The sequence below is a fragment of the Pontibacter fetidus genome (genome assembly GCF_010119545.1).
GTDB lineage: Bacteria > Bacteroidota > Bacteroidia > Cytophagales > Hymenobacteraceae > Pontibacter > Pontibacter fetidus.
The window spans coordinates 18913-37335 of record NZ_JAAEAA010000030.1 but is presented as its reverse complement, the minus strand read 5'-3'; the positions used below and the strand labels follow the sequence as shown (position 1 = coordinate 37335).

The 18423-nt window shown below is 44.8% G+C and carries 19 protein-coding genes; 12 read left to right on the top strand and 7 right to left on the bottom strand.

Translation table 11 applies throughout. The features are described 5' to 3' along the window. Positions 1-110: 110 nt before the first annotated feature. From GWO68_RS16845 to GWO68_RS16830, 4 genes are all read right to left on the bottom strand, one after another. Positions 111-536 (bottom strand): hypothetical protein, encoded by a 426-nt coding sequence (locus GWO68_RS16845; protein ID WP_162347642.1) that lies wholly within the window; start codon positions 534-536, stop codon positions 111-113. Positions 537-541: 5 nt separating this feature from the next. Beyond that, positions 542-1750 (bottom strand): site-specific integrase, encoded by a 1209-nt coding sequence (locus tag GWO68_RS16840; RefSeq protein WP_162347641.1) that lies wholly within the window; start codon positions 1748-1750, stop codon positions 542-544. A 315-nt stretch (positions 1751-2065) separates the two neighbouring features. Continuing rightward, positions 2066-2746, bottom strand: coding sequence for a nucleotidyl transferase AbiEii/AbiGii toxin family protein (locus GWO68_RS16835; protein WP_162347640.1), 681 nt, complete (start codon positions 2744-2746; stop codon positions 2066-2068). Beyond that, positions 2727-3257 carry a hypothetical protein gene (locus GWO68_RS16830; RefSeq protein ID WP_162347639.1) on the bottom strand — a complete coding sequence of 177 codons (531 nt, stop codon included), beginning with the start codon at positions 3255-3257 and terminating at the stop codon, positions 2727-2729. The genes GWO68_RS16835 and GWO68_RS16830 overlap by 20 nt, the downstream gene beginning before the upstream one ends. Before the next feature lie 419 nt (positions 3258-3676). On the opposite strand from GWO68_RS16830, the gene GWO68_RS16825 reads away from it, so the two are divergent. Further along, positions 3677-4468 (top strand): hypothetical protein, encoded by a 792-nt coding sequence (locus GWO68_RS16825; protein ID WP_162347638.1) that lies wholly within the window; start codon positions 3677-3679, stop codon positions 4466-4468. 29 nt (positions 4469-4497) lie between these two features. On the opposite strand, the gene GWO68_RS16820 is transcribed toward GWO68_RS16825, so the two are convergent. Both GWO68_RS16820 and GWO68_RS16815 read right to left on the bottom strand, forming a co-directional pair. Then, complete coding sequence (locus GWO68_RS16820) at positions 4498-5769, bottom strand: Y-family DNA polymerase (RefSeq protein ID WP_162347637.1); 1272 nt, start codon at positions 5767-5769, stop codon at positions 4498-4500. Between the two features lie 3 nt (positions 5770-5772). Continuing rightward, on the bottom strand, positions 5773-6228 hold the full coding sequence (locus tag GWO68_RS16815; RefSeq protein WP_162347636.1) for a LexA family protein: 456 nt from the start codon (positions 6226-6228) through the stop codon (positions 5773-5775). A gap of 955 nt (positions 6229-7183) precedes the next feature. Between GWO68_RS16815 and pruA the strand changes: the two genes are divergently transcribed. The 11 genes from pruA to GWO68_RS16760 all read left to right on the top strand — a co-directional run bounded on the left by pruA (position 7184) and on the right by GWO68_RS16760 (position 17252). Continuing rightward, complete coding sequence (pruA, locus tag GWO68_RS16810) at positions 7184-8818, top strand: L-glutamate gamma-semialdehyde dehydrogenase (protein ID WP_162347635.1); 1635 nt, start codon at positions 7184-7186, stop codon at positions 8816-8818. A 203-nt stretch (positions 8819-9021) separates the two neighbouring features. Beyond that, entirely contained in the window at positions 9022-9402 is a 381-nt protein-coding gene (locus GWO68_RS16805; protein ID WP_162347634.1) for an NADH-quinone oxidoreductase subunit A, read from the top strand. 80 nt (positions 9403-9482) lie between these two features. Further along, a complete protein-coding gene (locus tag GWO68_RS16800; protein ID WP_162347633.1) occupies positions 9483-10037 on the top strand; it encodes an NADH-quinone oxidoreductase subunit B in 555 nt (184 codons plus the stop codon). A gap of 5 nt (positions 10038-10042) precedes the next feature. Then, positions 10043-10549 carry an NADH-quinone oxidoreductase subunit C gene (locus GWO68_RS16795; protein WP_162347632.1) on the top strand — a complete coding sequence of 169 codons (507 nt, stop codon included), beginning with the start codon at positions 10043-10045 and terminating at the stop codon, positions 10547-10549. A gap of 51 nt (positions 10550-10600) precedes the next feature. Further along, on the top strand, positions 10601-11851 hold the full coding sequence (gene nuoD / locus GWO68_RS16790) for an NADH dehydrogenase (quinone) subunit D (RefSeq protein ID WP_162347631.1): 1251 nt from the start codon (positions 10601-10603) through the stop codon (positions 11849-11851). Positions 11852-11912: 61 nt separating this feature from the next. Beyond that, positions 11913-12449 (top strand): NADH-quinone oxidoreductase subunit NuoE family protein, encoded by a 537-nt coding sequence (locus tag GWO68_RS16785; RefSeq protein WP_162347646.1) that lies wholly within the window; start codon positions 11913-11915, stop codon positions 12447-12449. A 144-nt stretch (positions 12450-12593) separates the two neighbouring features. Continuing rightward, complete coding sequence (gene nuoF, locus GWO68_RS16780) at positions 12594-13940, top strand: NADH-quinone oxidoreductase subunit NuoF (RefSeq protein WP_162347630.1); 1347 nt, start codon at positions 12594-12596, stop codon at positions 13938-13940. A gap of 181 nt (positions 13941-14121) precedes the next feature. Beyond that, positions 14122-15102 (top strand): 2Fe-2S iron-sulfur cluster-binding protein, encoded by a 981-nt coding sequence (locus GWO68_RS16775; RefSeq protein WP_162347629.1) that lies wholly within the window; start codon positions 14122-14124, stop codon positions 15100-15102. 3 nt (positions 15103-15105) lie between these two features. Then, on the top strand, positions 15106-16161 hold the full coding sequence (gene nuoH, locus GWO68_RS16770) for an NADH-quinone oxidoreductase subunit NuoH (RefSeq protein WP_162347628.1): 1056 nt from the start codon (positions 15106-15108) through the stop codon (positions 16159-16161). 61 nt (positions 16162-16222) lie between these two features. Then, positions 16223-16732, top strand: a complete 510-nt coding sequence (locus GWO68_RS16765; protein ID WP_235942114.1) for a NuoI/complex I 23 kDa subunit family protein — start codon at positions 16223-16225, stop codon at positions 16730-16732. A gap of 7 nt (positions 16733-16739) precedes the next feature. Beyond that, positions 16740-17252, top strand: a complete 513-nt coding sequence (locus tag GWO68_RS16760; RefSeq protein WP_162347627.1) for an NADH-quinone oxidoreductase subunit J family protein — start codon at positions 16740-16742, stop codon at positions 17250-17252. 156 nt (positions 17253-17408) lie between these two features. Here GWO68_RS16760 and GWO68_RS16755 read toward each other — a convergent pair whose 3' ends face one another. Beyond that, a complete protein-coding gene (locus tag GWO68_RS16755) occupies positions 17409-18386 on the bottom strand; it encodes a DUF6929 family protein (RefSeq protein WP_162347626.1) in 978 nt (325 codons plus the stop codon). Between the last annotated feature and the right edge of the window lie 37 nt (positions 18387-18423).

Here is an 18423-nt window from a genome sequence, read left to right as displayed (position 1 = left end):
CCCGTCTGCCCGCCTGGCACCATCAGGAATGAGGTCTTTTAATTTTCCCCATTGCTTATCTGTTAACTTCATAACTGATAAACGATCCCTTGATTATTTTTGATCTCTATTTATGAGATAGCTTCTACTTTCTTCTCTGCTTCTTCCTTCTGAGTTCCATCCTGCAAAAACTTCTCTTCTAGTAGACCAACTGCAAGCTCGTTATCCAGACTGATGCTCAACTCAGCTTCATCCTTACTATAAGAGATGAAGCTACTAACCTGTTTAGATAAATTCCACAAGGACATCCTTATCAGATATAGTTCAGGGATGGCTATGGAACACCTGCTTCCCTGTAACTGGAAGTACAGGTAATCAGGTGTATACTTCTTAGCATGAACTTCTGCAGCCTTAATCAGTTTCTTTACAAATTTCTTGTAGCTTTTTTTCTTATCTGTGTTCCGTATAAGATATACATTGTAAGCTCTAAGGATGTAAGCTTTGAAGTCATTGTAATCCTGAAGCAGGATAGTTGCCCGTTTTATAGTTTGAATCATAACCTTTACTCGTTAAATAAATCCATTGCCTTGTCCAGTTCTTCTGATACTATCTTTGCATAGATTTGGGTAGTTCTGATCGATGTATGCCCCATCAGCTTAGATACATATTCTATGCGCATTCCCTTTTTCAGTGCCCTCGTTGCCCAGGTATGCCTGCTGGAATGAAAGCTTAAGTTGCCAGTGATACCAATCTGTGTACCTATCGCCCTGATGTCCTTATTAGTATAGGCTGTAGCGGAAGACAAAGCCCTGTATAAAACCTTAGGGTTAGCGTAATCCTTATGCGGCTTCAAAATAGGAAAAATAAAATCATCCTGACTTATTTCTGTACTCCTGTATTCTTCTAAAATGTTGATTGCTTTTAACGGCAGCTTTATGGACACAGTACTACCTGTTTTGTGAGTATCGATAACCACGCGCTCCCCGTCAAAATGCTTCCATTTTAACTGCAGGATATCGGATATGCGAAGCCCCCCTGCATAAGCGGCGAACACATACATGTTCCTGTGGTGATACTTTCTGGTACCAGCTTTCAACGGCAGCTCCTCAATCTTTAGGAGTTCCTCTTCGGTCAGATAGATCTTGGTTGTTCTCTCGAGCTTAAGCTTGAACTTCAGGAAAGGGTTTTGGTCATACGGAATGATATCTTCGCTTATGGCCTCATTAATGATGCGTCGGAACACCTTCAGGTTAGCATGGATCGTGTTGGTGGAGTTTCCCACCTTGTCCTTTAGATAGCGCTCATAGGACTTCAGAAAGGTAACAGTCAGCTGGTCAAACAGCAGGTCCTTCTTGCCTAGAAACTCCCGCAGCTTCGAGAAAATGGCTTTTGCTTTAGCAGCGGTGCTTACCTGATTGTTCTTCTCCATCCCTTGTATAAAGGCATCTGCGTATTTCAGAAAGCTTTCGGAGCTCTTGCCCAGCACGGCTTCTTTGATCTTTACAGAAGAAACCGCCTTCTCACCTGTTTCCATGGACAGGGCTACGCCTTCCGCTTCTGCGATTTTTACTGCCAAGTAATTATTCAGCCTCTGTGAATTTGGATGGGACTTCTTTACTTTCTTCTCTCTTTCGTTCCAGTGCCTGGGGTTAAGCCTGATGCCAAGTGAAATGTACTTTGCTGCCCGGTTCTTGATAATACGAAGATATAGCGGGGCTTCACCCTGCGCATTTGTTTTCTCTGTTTTTAACAGGATTTTTACGGTTGCCATAAGCGATAAATGATAGGTTGTAAAATTAAATTACCCTGCCATCATACCTCTTCACTGGAAAACCTCAGAAAGCGCCGGGATGCGCTTATATAAGGTTTTGCTGTAGAATAGGTAAAACAACAGGTAAAACATTACCCTCATTTACCTGCGTGGTCATGCATTAGCCTGCTAGCTTCAAAAGTGAGAAAGCCTTACGATGCTGCATTAGACCGCATTTAAGCTATATCAAAGGAAATCTCTCTGCTCCCTTCGCGACCACATCAAAAGCCTCTTAGAGAAATCTGAGAGGCTTTTTTGTTTTCCTATATTGTGATATTATAGATTTAGTATGGCATCTATCTTTTCTTCAAGTAGTAGTAACCTGCTATTATCTACTAAATGACAACTTAATATCTCATCGCGGTAACGGTTATTCCATATCAGGCCATATTCTTGCTGAAGATATGACCGGACTTCAAGTGGCGCGGCTGCGATTTCCTCAATTAGGTTTAATCGATTGTCTGTAACATAAATAATATCCTCAAAGTCGTGGCTCATCCGAGGATCTCCCCCTCTGCTATAGTAGGCTGAAAATTTTGTTGCCAGAAAATATGCAACTGGTAACACACGAATTTCCAATCCATCTGTTACTTGCGTCAAAAGTGACCGTTCCAAACCAGACCTATACCAAGGATTAGTAAAGCCTAATATCTTTGGATCATCTGGCATTACATCTATCATGATTCCTTTATAAGTAAACCGACAAATTACTTTACTTTTACTATCCGGATAAAAGCCAAGCTCCTGTAAACGCTCCTGCAATTTATTCCAGGCGCCGTACCCTGCCAACGAAACACTTAAATCAATATCACTTGTAGGACGCACAGGGTCTGCAGCAGGATCATCAGCATAAATACTGAGTGTAGCCCCACCTACAAATACCATGTCCTGTTTCAGTTCTTGTAACCCTAATGCGACTTTCTTTATTACCTCTCTGTTAATTGATTGTCCATCCATCTAAAATTCTTTTTTCTAGTTCTTTGCTCGCTAATTCCTTTTCTCGTGCTCTACCTACTCTTAGTGCATCAACTAAAGCTAATAATTCATATAATTTGGGGTTATTCTGCACCTTTTCTGCGACAGTAGAATAAAGAGGTTCTATAGCTTGACCTCGTTCCTTCCCTTTCGGATACGGCCATACTAACTTATCTCCACTCAAGATCAGTTCATTTAAGGGGGGCGCGCTATAGGCTGTAGGTATACCTCGCGTAATTGCTCCAGGTTCTTGTGGAAAAACATATGGTAAACCATATTTCAAAAACTCAACTAAAGCCTGCCCTCTTACTTTGCTTTTATATTTATCGTACAATCCTGCTTTAGTTGATCTATTTAAAGACTCTGACACTTCTGATGCACTTATACCAGTATTATAGGCAATATCTTTCATCATCCATGGCCTTTGAGCCATAGTTATAATATCTAATAGAATTACAATATCCTGTGGGCGCATTCCGCTGTGCTTCTTCATAGGGATTATAGGTTACATCTTAATTTGCAATTCGCGAACTGCAAATTAAGATGTAAAATGTGAATTAATCAATGTTCAGTGGAGTATTTAACTATAAATCAGATATTAGTTCTTGAATTGCAAATTGCTACTTAACTCTTATTACTCACTCATATCCGTAGCACAATACTCAAGATGTGCTCTTTTTCAACTCCCACTTTTTGCTAATGCCTTATTCTCATATTTCACAAACTTACCAAGCCAAGCTTTATACAATTTGTCTAGTAATTACAGCTAACCTCTATTCTGGTTCTGCAACAACTAGTCAGCTATCTTACAAAGTGAAATATTCAAGTGTAGCTATAAATTTACGGCGATCATTTATTAAATTGCTCTGTTTTTAGCCTTAAGCCAGCTCCTAACTTTTTAATAATCATACAATGAAAAAGCTGCTTCTTTTAATGCTTTGCTTCTGGCTAATTGCCTGTAGTAAAAAAGATGCTGATAATCCAACTCCTGCAAAAGAGCAAACCTGCACACTACAAGAAACAGCTGCAACTACACCTACTGGCAATACTAACTCAAAATACATCTACGATTCTGCTGGCAAGATTATAAAAGTGGAGTATTATGAGAAAGGGGCACTTACGCGGTACACGACATTTGCATATAATAACAAGCAGTTAATTGAGAATGAGTCGATTTACCAGGCTGACGGAACGCTTACAGGCTTTAATAACTATAGTTACGATGGAGCGGGTTTACTAATCCAGATGAATAGTAACCAACTTACTAATGGCACTATGCAACCAGGCTTTATCTATTCATACGAGTACGTATCTGATAAACAGGTAGCAAAGCGAACGATACAATATCCGGATGGCCGTTTGTATGCTACCTATACCTATGAATACGAAGGGGAGGAAATGCGCCGTATTTTAACTTTTACTCCTAATGGGCAACATGCACAAACATTAACCCTACATTATGATGACAAGCAGCCTGCTCTTAAAAATACACCGGCTTTACAGAAAATAGGCTTTTTAATGATAGGGTACCCATACTTACATAACATTGTAAGCTATTCCAACATCTCTAGTAGTGGGCAGGTATGGGGCGATAGCTATACGGCAACCTATGAGTATAATGCAGCTGGCCATCCTATAAAATCGACCAGAACAATGGCTAATGGTAGTCAGTTAGTTGCTACGTTAACTTACCAATGTAAGTAATATTTGCAGTTTGTGCTGTAATCTTGTTATTAGCTTACTTTAAGCAAGCCTGTTATATCTGTAGTGTAACAAGCTGAGATATGGTCTCTGTTTAACTCCCATTTCTTAATAGCCTCGTTACTTCCCTGCACGCCATACTTTACGAATTTGTTGCCATACTTTTCGCGCAGGCTGTCGAGGGTTTGCATAAGTTTATTGTCGCGGTCTGTGTTATGGCTGGTTAGCAACGAGAGCTGTACTTGGTTAGCCGGCACGATATCAGAAACTATAACGCCAGCTTTTTTATACTGCAGGCTAGGCCGATACATTTGCTTCAGGGCTTTGGTGGCATGCCGGAGCAGTTCAAGTTCGCTGTTGGTGGGGCTATCGAGTTTTACAGTTCGGCTATAGTAGTAATGCTGCTCGGTAAAGCGGTTAGTCATCAGAAACACAGTTATAACGCCGGCACATGACTTTTGCTTACGTAGTTTGGTAGCACAGCGAATGGTATGTGTAGCAAGGGCATCTTCGAGTTCGGTTAGCTCGGTAAGTGTTTTACCGAAACTGCGTGAGGTGCAGATGTTTTGCTTGGCAGGCGGCATGTGTTCCAATTCCATACACGATTCGCCACGCAGCTCTTTTACAGTACGCAGGCCCACTACAGTAAGATGTTTTTTAGCGAAGGCATCGGTTACATTGCGCAGGTCCCAGGCGGTGTGTATGCCCAGGCCAGCCAACTTGTTAGCATAGCGCCGCCCAATGCCCCATACATCGCCGACTTCAGTTCTTTTCAGGGCAGCTTCAATATGCCGCTCATCTGTCAGTACCAACACCCCATTTGCTTTAGCTGATTTCTTGGAAATGCGGTTAGCTACTTTCGCCAGTGTTTTAGTTGTGGCCACACCCACAGCTACGGGTATGCCCGTCCACTGCTTCACGGTCTCTTTTATAGTTCGGGCGTATTCCTGGAGGTCTACTTTATAAAAATCGCCCAGGTCCAGGAAGCTTTCATCTATAGAGTATACTTCCAGGTTAGGCGTAAACTGCTGCAGCGTTTCCACCACCCTCCGCGACATATCGCCATACAGCTCATAGTTAGAACTGAACACCGCTACACCGTACTCCTCAAGCTGCGGCCGTGCCTGGAAGTAGGGCGTACCCATTTTTACACCTAAGGCCTTGGCTTCGTTACTGAGCGCTATAATGCAGCCATCGTTATTCGAGAGCACCACCACTGGCCTACTGTTAAGCGCGGGATTAAACACGCGCTCGCAACTCGCATAAAAGTTATTGCAGTCAACTATAGCAAACAGCGACGTCATAGCTTACTTAAATTTTTTGATCACGCCCACTACTACACCCCAGATACGGCCACTTTCCGGATCATCGATTTTAATGGTCTTATAGTTTGGGTTTTCGGGCTGAAGGTATGTGCCGTCTTTCCGGAACAGGACGCGCTTAATAGTAAACTCACCCTCTACAAAGGCCAGCACAATTTTACCAGTTGTTGGCTTCACCGATCGATCTATCACGGCCAGGTCGCCGGGTTCTATGTGTGCGCCTATCATCGAGTCGCCTTCTACACGGGCCAGAAAGGTAGCCGTAGGGTTCTCAGAAATATACTTGTTCAGGTCTATTGGGTCGGCAGAATAATCGGCAGCCGGACTAGGAAAACCAGCCCGCACACTCGCTCCAAATAAGAGCAGCACTTCATCAGTATCATCAACGAGGTTGTAAAACCCCGGTGCCCATTGGCTTATAGGTATCACTTTAGCTTCCATATTACATGCTATTTACGAACAAAATTAGCAAAAGCTATATATTAAGCTAAAATATTTAGTATTGCTAAAATTTGCTTGCTACCTAAATGAGCTTCCTTTTTGAATCAATATTTATAGAATTAGCAGACTGACAGGATCTTAAACCTCACAGCCTCCGGATGTTCCGTAAACTGGTGTGTTCTATAGTTAGCATGGCCCAACCACCCCTACCCCTCAGAGTTACGCTCGCTACCTTCGAACTCTCGTTCTCAGTAGTCTAAGGAGAGGAGCTTTTACTGCCTTTGCTATAGTTAGAGCTATAGTTTTATAGTTACAGTCCAAGATCAGGACAGGTCGCGACCTGTCCCTACGAAACTATAGCTATGATCAATTGCGGAGCTTACTGGTTCAAACTATAGCTATAGGTCAATAGTAGAAAGATCGCAGTCTTTGGGTTGAGCGCCTTGTAGATTTCTGGTGCCGTGAGGCATTTCGAGGAACGAGAAAAAGGAATGTACACAGCGCGATGCCCGAAGACGGGGCCTCCCGGCGGTGAGGGCACCAAAGCTCAATTGAAACGATGGGTAACTAAAGCTCCCGGGAATAAAGAATTTTTGGAAGGATGGCTTCGTTCAGGTTGCAACTATAGTTAGGTAAAGGACACATAAGATCCCTCGGTTAACGCTCGGGATGACAAAAGAGGAACTATAGAACATCAGACGCTAGCAGGAGCTGCGCGCTTGTAGCTCTTGCAAAGATAGGACAATTAAGATTTCCCGACTACGCTTGAAATGACAGTAGACAAATTATAGCACATATAAGACCCCTTACACCTAAAACGACTCTTCTCGACTCTCATCTCAAGAATACTCGAAATAACACATTCCTACCCTTATTTACAGAAATAGCCTTACCTTTGCAGTATGGTTAAAACAACCATCCAAAAGTATATTTTAAATCCTTAACTATAAACCACATGGCAACCGGATTTTTTAAAGTACCAACTCCCATAAACGAACCAGTAAAGTCTTATGCGCCGGGCTCCCCGGAGCGCGAGGAACTACTGCGCACTTATAAAGAAATGAAGTCGAAAGAAGTTGATGTACCAATGTACATTGGCGGCGACCAGGTTTATACCGACAGCAAGAAGCCGCTTTTGCAACCTCACGACCATAAGCATATCCTTGGCCATTTCAGCGAAGGCGATGCAACGCACGTGGAACAGGCTATTAATGCAGCACTGGCTGCGCGTGAGGCTTGGGCAAATATGAACTGGGAGCACCGCGCTTCTATTTTCTTAAAAGCTGCTGAACTGTTAGCAGGCCCATGGAGAGCAAGAATGAACGCGGCAACTATGCTGGGTCAGTCTAAAAATGCTTTCCAGGCTGAGATTGACTCTGCCTGCGAACTGATCGACTTCCTGCGCTTTAACGTGCAGTACATGACGGAAATTTACCAGATGCAGCCGGAATCTTCGCCGGGTGTTTGGAACCGCATGGAGCACCGCCCACTCGAAGGTTTTGTGTTTGCACTTACGCCATTCAACTTTACAGCTATTGCAGGTAACCTGCCATCTTCGGTGGCCATGATGGGTAACGTAGTAGTTTGGAAGCCAGCCAACACGCAGATCTATGCAGCCCACGTAATCATGGAGCTTTTCCAGGAGGCTGGTTTGCCTGATGGCGTTATTAACTTGGTTTATGTGGATGGCCCTACCGCTGGTGAAGTGATCTTTAACCACGCTGATTTTGCAGGTATCCACTTTACAGGCAGCACAGGCGTTTTCCAGAACATCTGGAAAACGATTGGCACAAACATCCACAAGTATAAAACTTACCCGCGTATAGTTGGCGAAACTGGTGGTAAAGACTTTATAGTTGCACACAGCTCTGCTAATGCCAAGCAGGTAGCTACCGGTATAGTTCGCGGTGCTTTCGAGTACCAGGGCCAGAAATGCTCTGCCGCTTCGCGCGCTTATATACCAAGCAACCTTTGGGAGGACGTAAAAAACTATGTCGTTGAAGACCTGAAGACGTTTAAAATGGGGCCTCCGGAAGATTTCGGAAACTTTATTAACGCAGTTATCGACGAGAAGTCTTTTGACAAAATTGCCAAGTACATCGACAATGCGAAGAACAGCAACGAAGTAGAAATTATTGCAGGTGGTGGCTACGACAAATCGAAAGGTTACTTTATAGAGCCTACTGTATTGCTGGCGCATAACCCACAGTACGTAACTATGTGCGAAGAGATCTTTGGGCCTGTGATCACAATTTATGTGTACGACGAAAATAACTTCGAAGAGACACTGGAGCTGGTTAACGCAACGTCGCCTTACGCCCTAACCGGTGCTATTTTTGGCCAGGACCGTTATGCCGTTGAGCTTGCTACTAAAAAATTAGACCAGGCTGCCGGTAACTTCTATATCAACGATAAGCCGACAGGTGCTGTAGTTGGCCAGCAGCCGTTTGGTGGCGCGCGCGCTTCTGGCACAAACGACAAAGCCGGCTCTATGCTGAACCTATTACGCTGGGTATCTGCCCGTTCTATTAAAGAAACATTTGTATCGCCGGTAGATTACCGTTACCCGTTCTTAGGCGAAAGCAAATAACAAAGCTATAGTCCAAGATCAAAGGCTGCACTCTTCGGGGTGCGGCCTTTGTTTTTTTACATTTGTATACAGATAAGTTACACTACCGCAAAAGGTGAGATAAATCATACTTCTGACACAAATTTACAGGCAACTTATACTTTTGATTGTTGGCTATTTATACCTAATTTTGCTCCCAAATTTCAAGAAAGCGTTACAATATTATGGAAACTACTGTAAACCAGTATTTACCGTCTGATTACCTGCCGATTTTAATACAATTGGCAGCAGCCCTTGGCTTTGTGATTTTCGCATTAGTAACAACGCACCTGTTGGGTCCGAAGCGCAGCAGTGCTGTAAAAGATGCTGCCTGGGAAAGTGGTATCGAATCGGTGGGTGATGCGCGTACGCCTATTTCCTACAAATACTTCATGACGGCCATCCTTTTCGTGCTATTTGATGTGGAAATCATCTTTATGTACCCTTGGGCGGTTAACTTCAGAGAGTTCGGTGTAGATGGCTTTCTGCAAATGCTTCTGTTCCTGGGGCTACTGATGTCAGGCTTCTTCTATGTACTCAAAAAGGGCATTCTGAAGTGGGAGTAATATTAAACTTTTACAAGTAAGTTATTGTTAGAACATGGGCATTAAAAGGCCTGTTTTGTACAATAAAAACAACTCTGAAAATGAGCGATTCTAATAAAGATATAACATTGGCAGAAGCCCCGGAAGGTGTTTCGGGTGCAGGTTTCTTTGCCACTTCGTTTGAGAAAGTAATTGGTCTGGCGCGTGCCAACTCGCTTTGGCCATTGCCTTTTGCTACATCGTGCTGCGGTATCGAGTTTATGGCTACCATGGGTTCGCATTACGACATTTCCCGTTTCGGCTCTGAGCGCCCAAGCTTCTCGCCACGCCAGGCAGACATCCTGCTGGTTATGGGAACTATAGCCAAGAAAATGGGCCCGGTTGTGAAGCAGGTGTATGAGCAGATGTCGGAGCCTCGTTGGGTTGTAGCTGTTGGTGCCTGTGCATGTTCCGGTGGTATTTTCGACACTTACTCTGTTTTACAGGGTATTGACCGTGTAGTACCTGTGGATGTGTACGTACCAGGTTGCCCGCCTCGCCCTGAGCAGATACTGGATGGTTTGATGCGTGTACAGGATTTAGCGAAAAACGAATCGCTACGCCGCCGCAACTCACCAGAGTATCAGGCTCTTTTAGAATCTTACAATATTAAATAAGCACCATGGAGCTTACGAACGAAAACGTACTCGGTAAGATCATCGAACAGTTTGGGGAAGAGAACATTACGGATGCAGTAAATCCGGATGGCATCATGACGTTCCAGACGAACCGCCAGACCATTCATGAGCTGATAAAATACCTGCGCGATGATAAGGAACTACAGATCAGTTTCCTGACAACGATGTGTGGTATCCATTACCCGGAGCAGAAAGACAAAGAGCTTTGCATGATGTACCAGTTGCACAGCCTGCGTCATAATTACCGCCTGCGCATTAAGGTATACTTCCCGATCTCGGACCCGGTAATGCCTACAATGACAGACCTTTACGCTACCGCCAACTGGATGGAGCGTGAGGCCTACGACTTCTTTGGTATTGTATTCGCTGGTCACCCGAACCTTATCCGCATACTTAATGTGGAAGACATGGAGTACCATCCAATGCTGAAGCAGTATCCGCTGGAAGATCAGACAAGAGAAGACAAAGTAAATACGTTTTTCGGCCGCTAAGCCGGTTTTGCTGCCAGTTTATAGTTGGCGGCTATACGTTAGAAGCATATTATGGCTACTGAAACTAAGAAAGTTGAACTTGATGGATTAGATCAGTTTCGTGAGAACCTGGATCTGAAACTACAAGATAAACATAACGAGAATTTAACCACGCTTAACTTGGGGCCAACGCACCCGGCCACGCATGGTATTTTCCAGAACATCCTGCAGATGAACGGGGAAGTTATAGTGGATGCTGTTCCAACTATAGGTTACATTCACCGTGCATTTGAGAAGATCGCAGAACGCCGCCCGTTCTACCAGATCACGCCGCTTACCGACCGTATGAACTACTGCTCGTCTCCGATCAATAACATGGGTTACCATATGTCAGTCGAGAAGCTGTTGGGCATCGAGATTCCGAAGCGTGCGCAGTACATCCGTGTCATCATGATGGAGCTGGCCCGTATTTCAGACCACTTGATCTGTAACTCGATCCTGGGTGTGGACTCTGGTGCGTTTACCGGCTTCCTGTACGTGATGCAGGAGCGTGAGAACATTTACGACATTTACGAAGAAGTTTGCGGTGCCCGACTGACTACGAACATGGGTCGTATCGGCGGTATGGAGCGCGACCTTTCGCCTAAAGCTTTATACTTAATCGGTGAGTTCCTGAAGCGCTTCCCGAAGGTGTGGGCTGAGTTCGAGAAAATGCTTACCCGTAACCGTATTTTCATCGACAGAACGACAGACGTTGGTGCTATCTCAGCAGAACGTGCGTTGAGCTACGGCTTTACCGGCCCTAACCTGCGTGCTACCGGTGTGGACTATGATGTGCGCGTGATGAATCCATACTCATCTTATGACGACTTCGAGTTTGAAATTCCGGTTGGCTCTAAAGGTGATACATACGACCGTTTCCTGGTTCGTAACGCTGAAGTTTGGGAAAGCTTAAAGATTATAGAGCAGGCTTACAAAAACCTGCCGGAAGGATCTTACCACGCCGATGCACCGCATTACTACTTACCGCCAAAGCAGGAAGTTTACCGCAACATGGAAGCCCTTATCTATCACTTTAAAATTGTGATGGGTGAGATTGACGCTCCGGTTGGAGAAGTGTATCATTCTGTTGAGGGTGGTAACGGCGAGCTTGGTTTCTACATCATTTCAGATGGTGGTCGCACTCCTTACCGTCTGCATTTCCGTCGTCCTTGCTTTATCTACTACCAGGCTTATACCGAGATGATCAAAGGTGGCCAGCTGGCTGATGCGATCCTGACGCTGAGTAGCCTGAACGTAATTGCCGGCGAGCTCGACGCTTAATATTTTAGAATTAATTACCATTTAACATTGGTTGCCTGAAACAACCGATGACAACTATAAAATGGCAGAGACTATAAACGAAGTAAAGTTTTCTGATGCAGGCATGGCCGAGATCCAGCGCTACATCAGCCACTACCCGGAAGGACGCCAGAAATCCGCTATTCTACCTATCATGCACGTAGCACAGGCAGAATTTGGAGGCTGGCTGAGTCCGCAGGTAATGGATAAAATTGCCGAAATTCTGAACATACAGCCGATCGAAGTTTACGAAGTGGCTACGTTCTATACCATGTTCAACCTGAAGCCGGTTGGCAAGCACGTGCTGGAAGTATGCCGCACAGGCCCTTGCTGCCTGCGTGGTGCTGATCAGGTGATCGACATGCTGAAGGAGAAACTGAACATAGAAGAAGGTGAAACAACTGCGGATGGTATGTTTACGCTGAAGCCGGTAGAATGCCTTGCCTCATGTGGTACAGGTCCGATGCTACAGGTACGCGAGAAGTTTTACGAGAACATCGATTCAGAAGAAAAGCTGGATCAGTTCCTGGAAACAATGCGCAACACCGAGGTAGAAACACCTTATCATCAGGCAAATTAGACAAAAGATCATTTGACAAAAGACAATAGACTTGTTATAAGTTTTCTCTTTTGTCCTTTGTCATTAAGTCCTTTGTCAGATAACAATAAAGTATAAACAGGCAGCCAACTATAGAGTAACTGCCAAGCTATATATCCTGCTACAATGGGAATTAAAATATTAACCGAACATATAAACGTACCAGGCATCGAGACCCTGGAAGTATATCGTAAGCATGGCGGCTACCGCTCGGTAGAGAAGGCTTTGAAAACGATGTCTCCGGACGAGGTGGTGGAAGAAGTGAAAACATCAGGCCTGCGTGGTCGTGGTGGTGCCGGCTTCCCGACTGGTATGAAGTGGAGCTTTCTGGCTAAGCCGGAAGGTATTCCGCGTTACCTGGTTTGCAACGCCGATGAGTCGGAGCCTGGAACATTCAAGGACCGCTACTTCATGGAGAAAACGCCACACTCCCTGATAGAAGGTATGATCACGTCGAGCTACGCGCTGGGTGCAAACACATCTTATATCTACATCCGTGGCGAGTTGATGTTTGTGCTGCGCATACTGGAGAAAGCAATTGCGGAGGCGTATGCAGCTGGCTTGCTTGGTAAAAACATACTGGGTTCTGGTTACGACCTGGACCTGCATGTAGCTCCGGGTGGTGGTGCTTATATCTGCGGTGAAGAAACTGCTCTTTTAGAGTCTCTGGAAGGTAAGCGCGGTAACCCGCGTAACAAGCCGCCATTCCCGGCTGTGAAAGGTTTATTTGCTTCGCCAACGGTGGTAAACAACGTAGAATCTATCGCGTCTGTGCCGTGGATCGTGAACAACGGTGGTGCCGAATATGCAAAAATTGGTATCGGTAGAAGCACAGGTACGAAGCTATTCTCTTGCAGCGGTAACATCAACAAGCCGGGCGTTTACGAGATCGAACTGGGTGTTCCGGTTGAAGAATTCATTTATTCTGACGAATACTGCGGTGGTATCTGGAAAGGCAAGCAACTGAAGGCCGTAGTGCCGGGTGGTTCTTCTGTTCCGATCCTTCCTGCAAACCTGATAACAAAAACTGCAGCTGGTGAAGATCGCCTGATGTCTTACGAATCGCTTTCTGACGGTGGTTTTGTGAGTGGTTCGATGCTGGGTTCCGGCGCCTTTATAGTTTTTGATGAAGACCAGTGCATTGTGCGCAACACGTGGAACTATGCCCGCTTCTATCATCATGAATCATGTGGCCAGTGCAGCCCATGCCGAGAAGGTACAGGTTGGATGGAAAAAGTATTACACCGCATCGAGCACGGCCACGGACATCAGCAGGACATTGACCTGTTGGTAAGCGTTGCCAAGCAGATAGAAGGTAATACGATTTGTCCGCTGGGTGATGCAGCAGCATGGCCGGTAGCCAGTGCGATCCGCCACTTCCGCGAGGAATTTGAGTGGCACATTAAGCATCCGAAAGAGGCAATTTTACCAGGTGCTGTATACAGAGGCCAACTGGCAACTATAGAAGCATAAGAATTAACTTCTCTCCTGTCATTCTGGAAGAAACTTGGTAGAAGGGAGGTTAAGCCTCAGCAATTTGCCAATAGGATCCCTGTAAGATGACAAACCGGGAGTTTGAATTAAAAAGTATAGCTTAAATCGTTTGGGTTGTTTGCGAGAAACGAACAACGAGTAACGAACAACGAAATATAAAATGGCTAAAATAACATTCGATGGCATTGAGGTAGAGGTAGAAGATGGAACTACCATCCTGCAGGCTGCCAGAAAAATTGGAGGCAGTGTGGTGCCACCTGCCATGTGTTACTATACTCCACTTAAAGGTAGTGGCGGTAAATGCCGTGTGTGCCTTGTAAAAGTAACACAAGGTTCTGCCAAAGACTCACGCCCAATGCCTAAACTGGTAGCCTCGTGCATTACGCCGGTGCAGGATGGTATGGTGGTAGAAAATACAACCAACGAAGACGTGCTGAATGCCCGCAAAGGTATCGTGGAAATGCTGTTGATCAACCACCCGCTGGATTGCCCTATTTGCGACCAGGCTGGTGAATGCGATCTGCAGGACCTTTCGTATGAGCATGGTGTGAGCGCTACACGTTACGAGGAAGAGCGTCGTAAATTCAACAAGATAGATCTTGGCCCTTACATACAGTTGCACATGACGCGCTGCATTCTGTGCTATCGTTGTGTGTATACTGCCGACCAGATTACACCTAATCGTGTACATGGCGTGTTAGGTCGTGGCGATGCTGCTGAAATTGGTACATACATTGAGAACGTGATCGATAACGATTTCTCTGGTAACGTGATTGATGTGTGCCCGGTAGGTGCGCTTACAGATAAGACCTGGCGCTTTAAGAACCGTGTTTGGTTTACAAAGCCGATGGATGCACACCGCGATTGCCCTACCTGCTCTGGTAAAGTAACCCTTTGGACACGTGGCGAAGAAGTATTGCGCGTAACAGCCCGCAAAGACCAGTACAACGAGGTGGAGGAGTTTATCTGTAACACCTGCCGTTTCGATAAAAAAGAAACAAAAGACTGGACAATTGAAGGTCCGCGCCACATAGAACGTAATTCAGTTATCTCGGCAAACCATTACGAACTGCCCGTACTTAACGTGCCTATTGTGCCTAACTTACCAAGTTCTACCAAGAAAAAACTGCCACAGCAATAACATATGGAGTCTGTAGACCTAATTTATAGAGGGATTTTTATCCTGGTAATTTTCGGTATTACCCTACTGATAGCTACTTACTCTACTTATTTTGAGCGTAAAATAGCTGCCTTTATCCAGGACCGCGTAGGCCCGAACCGTGCTGGTCCATTTGGGTTGCTGCAGCCCCTTGCCGATGCCGGTAAACTTTTCTTTAAAGAAGAATTTATACCTGCCAAAGCAAACAAAGCACTATTCATTATCGGCCCGGGTATTGCTATGCTGGTGGCTGGCATGTCGAGCGCGGTAATTCCGTTTGGCGATATGCTGCTGGTTGGTGGCCGCGAAATATGGCTGCAGGCAATTGAAGTAAACATTGGGGTGCTATATGTTTTCGGTATTGTATCGCTGGGTGTATATGGTCTGATGATCGGTGGATGGGCTTCTAACAACAAATTCTCGTTGCTGGGCGCTATCCGTGCGGCTTCGCAGAACATTAGCTACGAACTTGCCATGGGTCTTTCGCTTATCGCGGTGATCATGATGACGGGTTCGCTTTCTTTGAGAGAGATTGCAGAACAGCAGCAAGGCTTTAACTGGAATATCTGGTACCAGCCATTGGGCTTTATCCTTTTCCTGGTGTGTGCCTTTGCTGAGACTAACCGTACGCCTTTCGACTTACCAGAATCGGAAGCGGAGCTTATTGGTGGTTACCACACCGAGTATGGCTCTATGAAACTGGGTATGTATCTGTTTGCAGAATATATTAACATCTTTGTAGTATCGGCGGTAATGTCTACGCTATACTTTGGTGCTTACAACTTCCCGTTCATGGAGAACCTCCGTTCGGCTATCAGCGATCCGGTGCTGGCCAATAACGTGGTAACTATAGTTGGCGTGGCAGTGATGTTTGCAAAGATATTCGCCTTTATCTTCTTCTTTATGTGGGTTCGCTGGACGCTTCCACGCTTCCGATATGACCAACTGATGAAGCTGGGCTGGCAGATCCTGATTCCGCTTGCGATACTGAACGTGGTATTGACTGGCGGCGCAATTCTGCTGAAAGACTATTTATTTTAAACTATAGTACCTAAAACTGGTCTTAACTATAGTTGAGATCAATAGAAGGGAGAACGATATAATGGAACCATTATCAAACAGAAGCAAGAAAGTGCAGAAGCGCGAGATGACCTTTGCTGAAAGGGCTTATCTTCCGGCTATTGCACAAGGCTTGGGAATTACGCTAAAACACTTCTTTAAAAAGAAGGCAACTATAAACTACCCGGAACAAACCCGCGAGCGCAGCGACATCTGGCGTGGCCTGCATGTACTAAAGCGCGACGAAAATGGCGCTGAGCGTTGTACTGCCTGCGGACTTTGTGCTGTAGCCTGCCCTGCAGAAGCAATTACCATGATTGCCGGTGAGCGTAAGGCTGGAGAAGAGCATTTGTACCGCGAAGAAAAATATGCAGTTACGTATGAGGTAAACATGCTGCGTTGCATCTTTTGTGGTTTGTGTGAAGAAGCCTGCCCTAAAGCTGCTATCTTCCTGCAAGACGACAAGCTTGCACCTGCCCGCTACGAACGCGACGAATTTATTTATGGCAAAGACCGCCTGGTAGAGCCATTAAAAACCACTGAAACAAAATAATCCCATAATGGAGAATCTGTTCTATTTCCTGGCTTCGCTTACGTTGCTTTGCGCCCTGATGGTAGTAATTTCTAAAAACCCGGTGCACAGCATTCTGTTCCTGATCATTACGTTCTTTACTATATCGGCACATTATATTCTGCTGAACGCGCAGTTCCTGGCTGTTGTAAATATCATCGTTTATGCCGGCGCTATCATGGTACTGTTCCTGTTTGTGATCATGTTCCTGAGTGTAGGTAAAAACGAGCGCGATCTGGAAACATCAGCTATGACTAAAGTTGCCGGAACTATAGCTGGCGGTTTGCTTTTTGTGGTAATGTTTGCGGCCTTGAAGGATGCCCATGTAGGAACTTTTGATGCGGAAAACTATAACTCGCAGATCGGTATGGTTGAGAACTTAGGTAAAGTATTGTATACCAAATACCTCCTGCCTTTCGAGTTAGCATCAGTGCTGTTCCTGGTTGCCATGGTTGGCGCTGTAATGTTAGGCAAAAAAGAGACCGGAGAAAGACACTTCTAATCTGGGCTATAACTATAAAAAAGGGCTGCAATTTTATAGTTGCAGCCCTTTTTTATTTTACTGGATTTGTCATCTCGACGTAAGGAGAGATCTATTTAGAATTCCAGATAGATCTCTCCTTACGTCGAGATGACATAACGTTTTATAGTTTATACTTTACTCAACTATAAACTCCACTTCCAAAATCTCCGAATGGCCTTGGTCATCATCTGAAATGGCAACTACTTTATAATTACCATTCTTATTTCCTTTCTCTACCACCAGCGACTCAATTTTACCGATATAGGTTTTACCCTTACTATCTTTGACCTGAGCAGCTTTGACAACTATAGGTTTATCCTGAGAAACAGCCTTCGGTAAGTCTGATAAAGTAATATAGCCTACATAACTTCCCAACACTTCACCATCCTGTATCGCGTCCGGCGCCCTTTCTACAGATGCTGTAAAAAATAGTTTATCATCCAAAACATAAGCACCGGAAAAGCCAGCCTGGTAACCTTGCAAAGAAGGAAGCTTCACAAAGTATAGTTCGGGTGCAGGCAACGGTTTATTTTCAAAAAGGAAAGCGTTGAAGTCTGAAAGATCAAAAGTCAGAACTATGTTGCCAGATTTGTTTAGTGCTCTTTGCAGCAGGTATACTTTGTCTTCTGAGAAATCGAGCCCTTCAATGTTCAGCAGCTCATCGCCAACTATAGTTTTGTTCTTTTCAAGCGAATCATATAGGCCTTTCAAGTCAATCTCTTTAACCTTAGGCTTTTTCAAAACTATAGCCAATTCAATTAAATACGCTTTTTTTCGCACTTCTGCAGAACCAGAGCCGATGGTGAAGAGGTAACTTTTTTCTTTATATGTAAAAGATGCCAGGCTCTCCAGGTCAGGTTTTAGCGGTTTCGGGATGCGACCATTCTTAAAATTAGTAGTGTCAAAAAGCTCGTATTTTGCAATCTGCTTATAGTTTTTATCCAACCGGTATAAAAAAGGTGAGTCGTCTCCGATAACATAAAATCCTTCGGGAGCAATTTCTATCCCTGACCCGGACGGGAGATACTTGTAAAAATGCCTGGCGGTTATAGTTGCGGACGGCTTTGTGTTTTCATTTTCAGTAGCATCAACACTTTTCTTTTTCTCATCCATAGTACATCCCTGCATTAGGATTTGACAGGCAACAAAG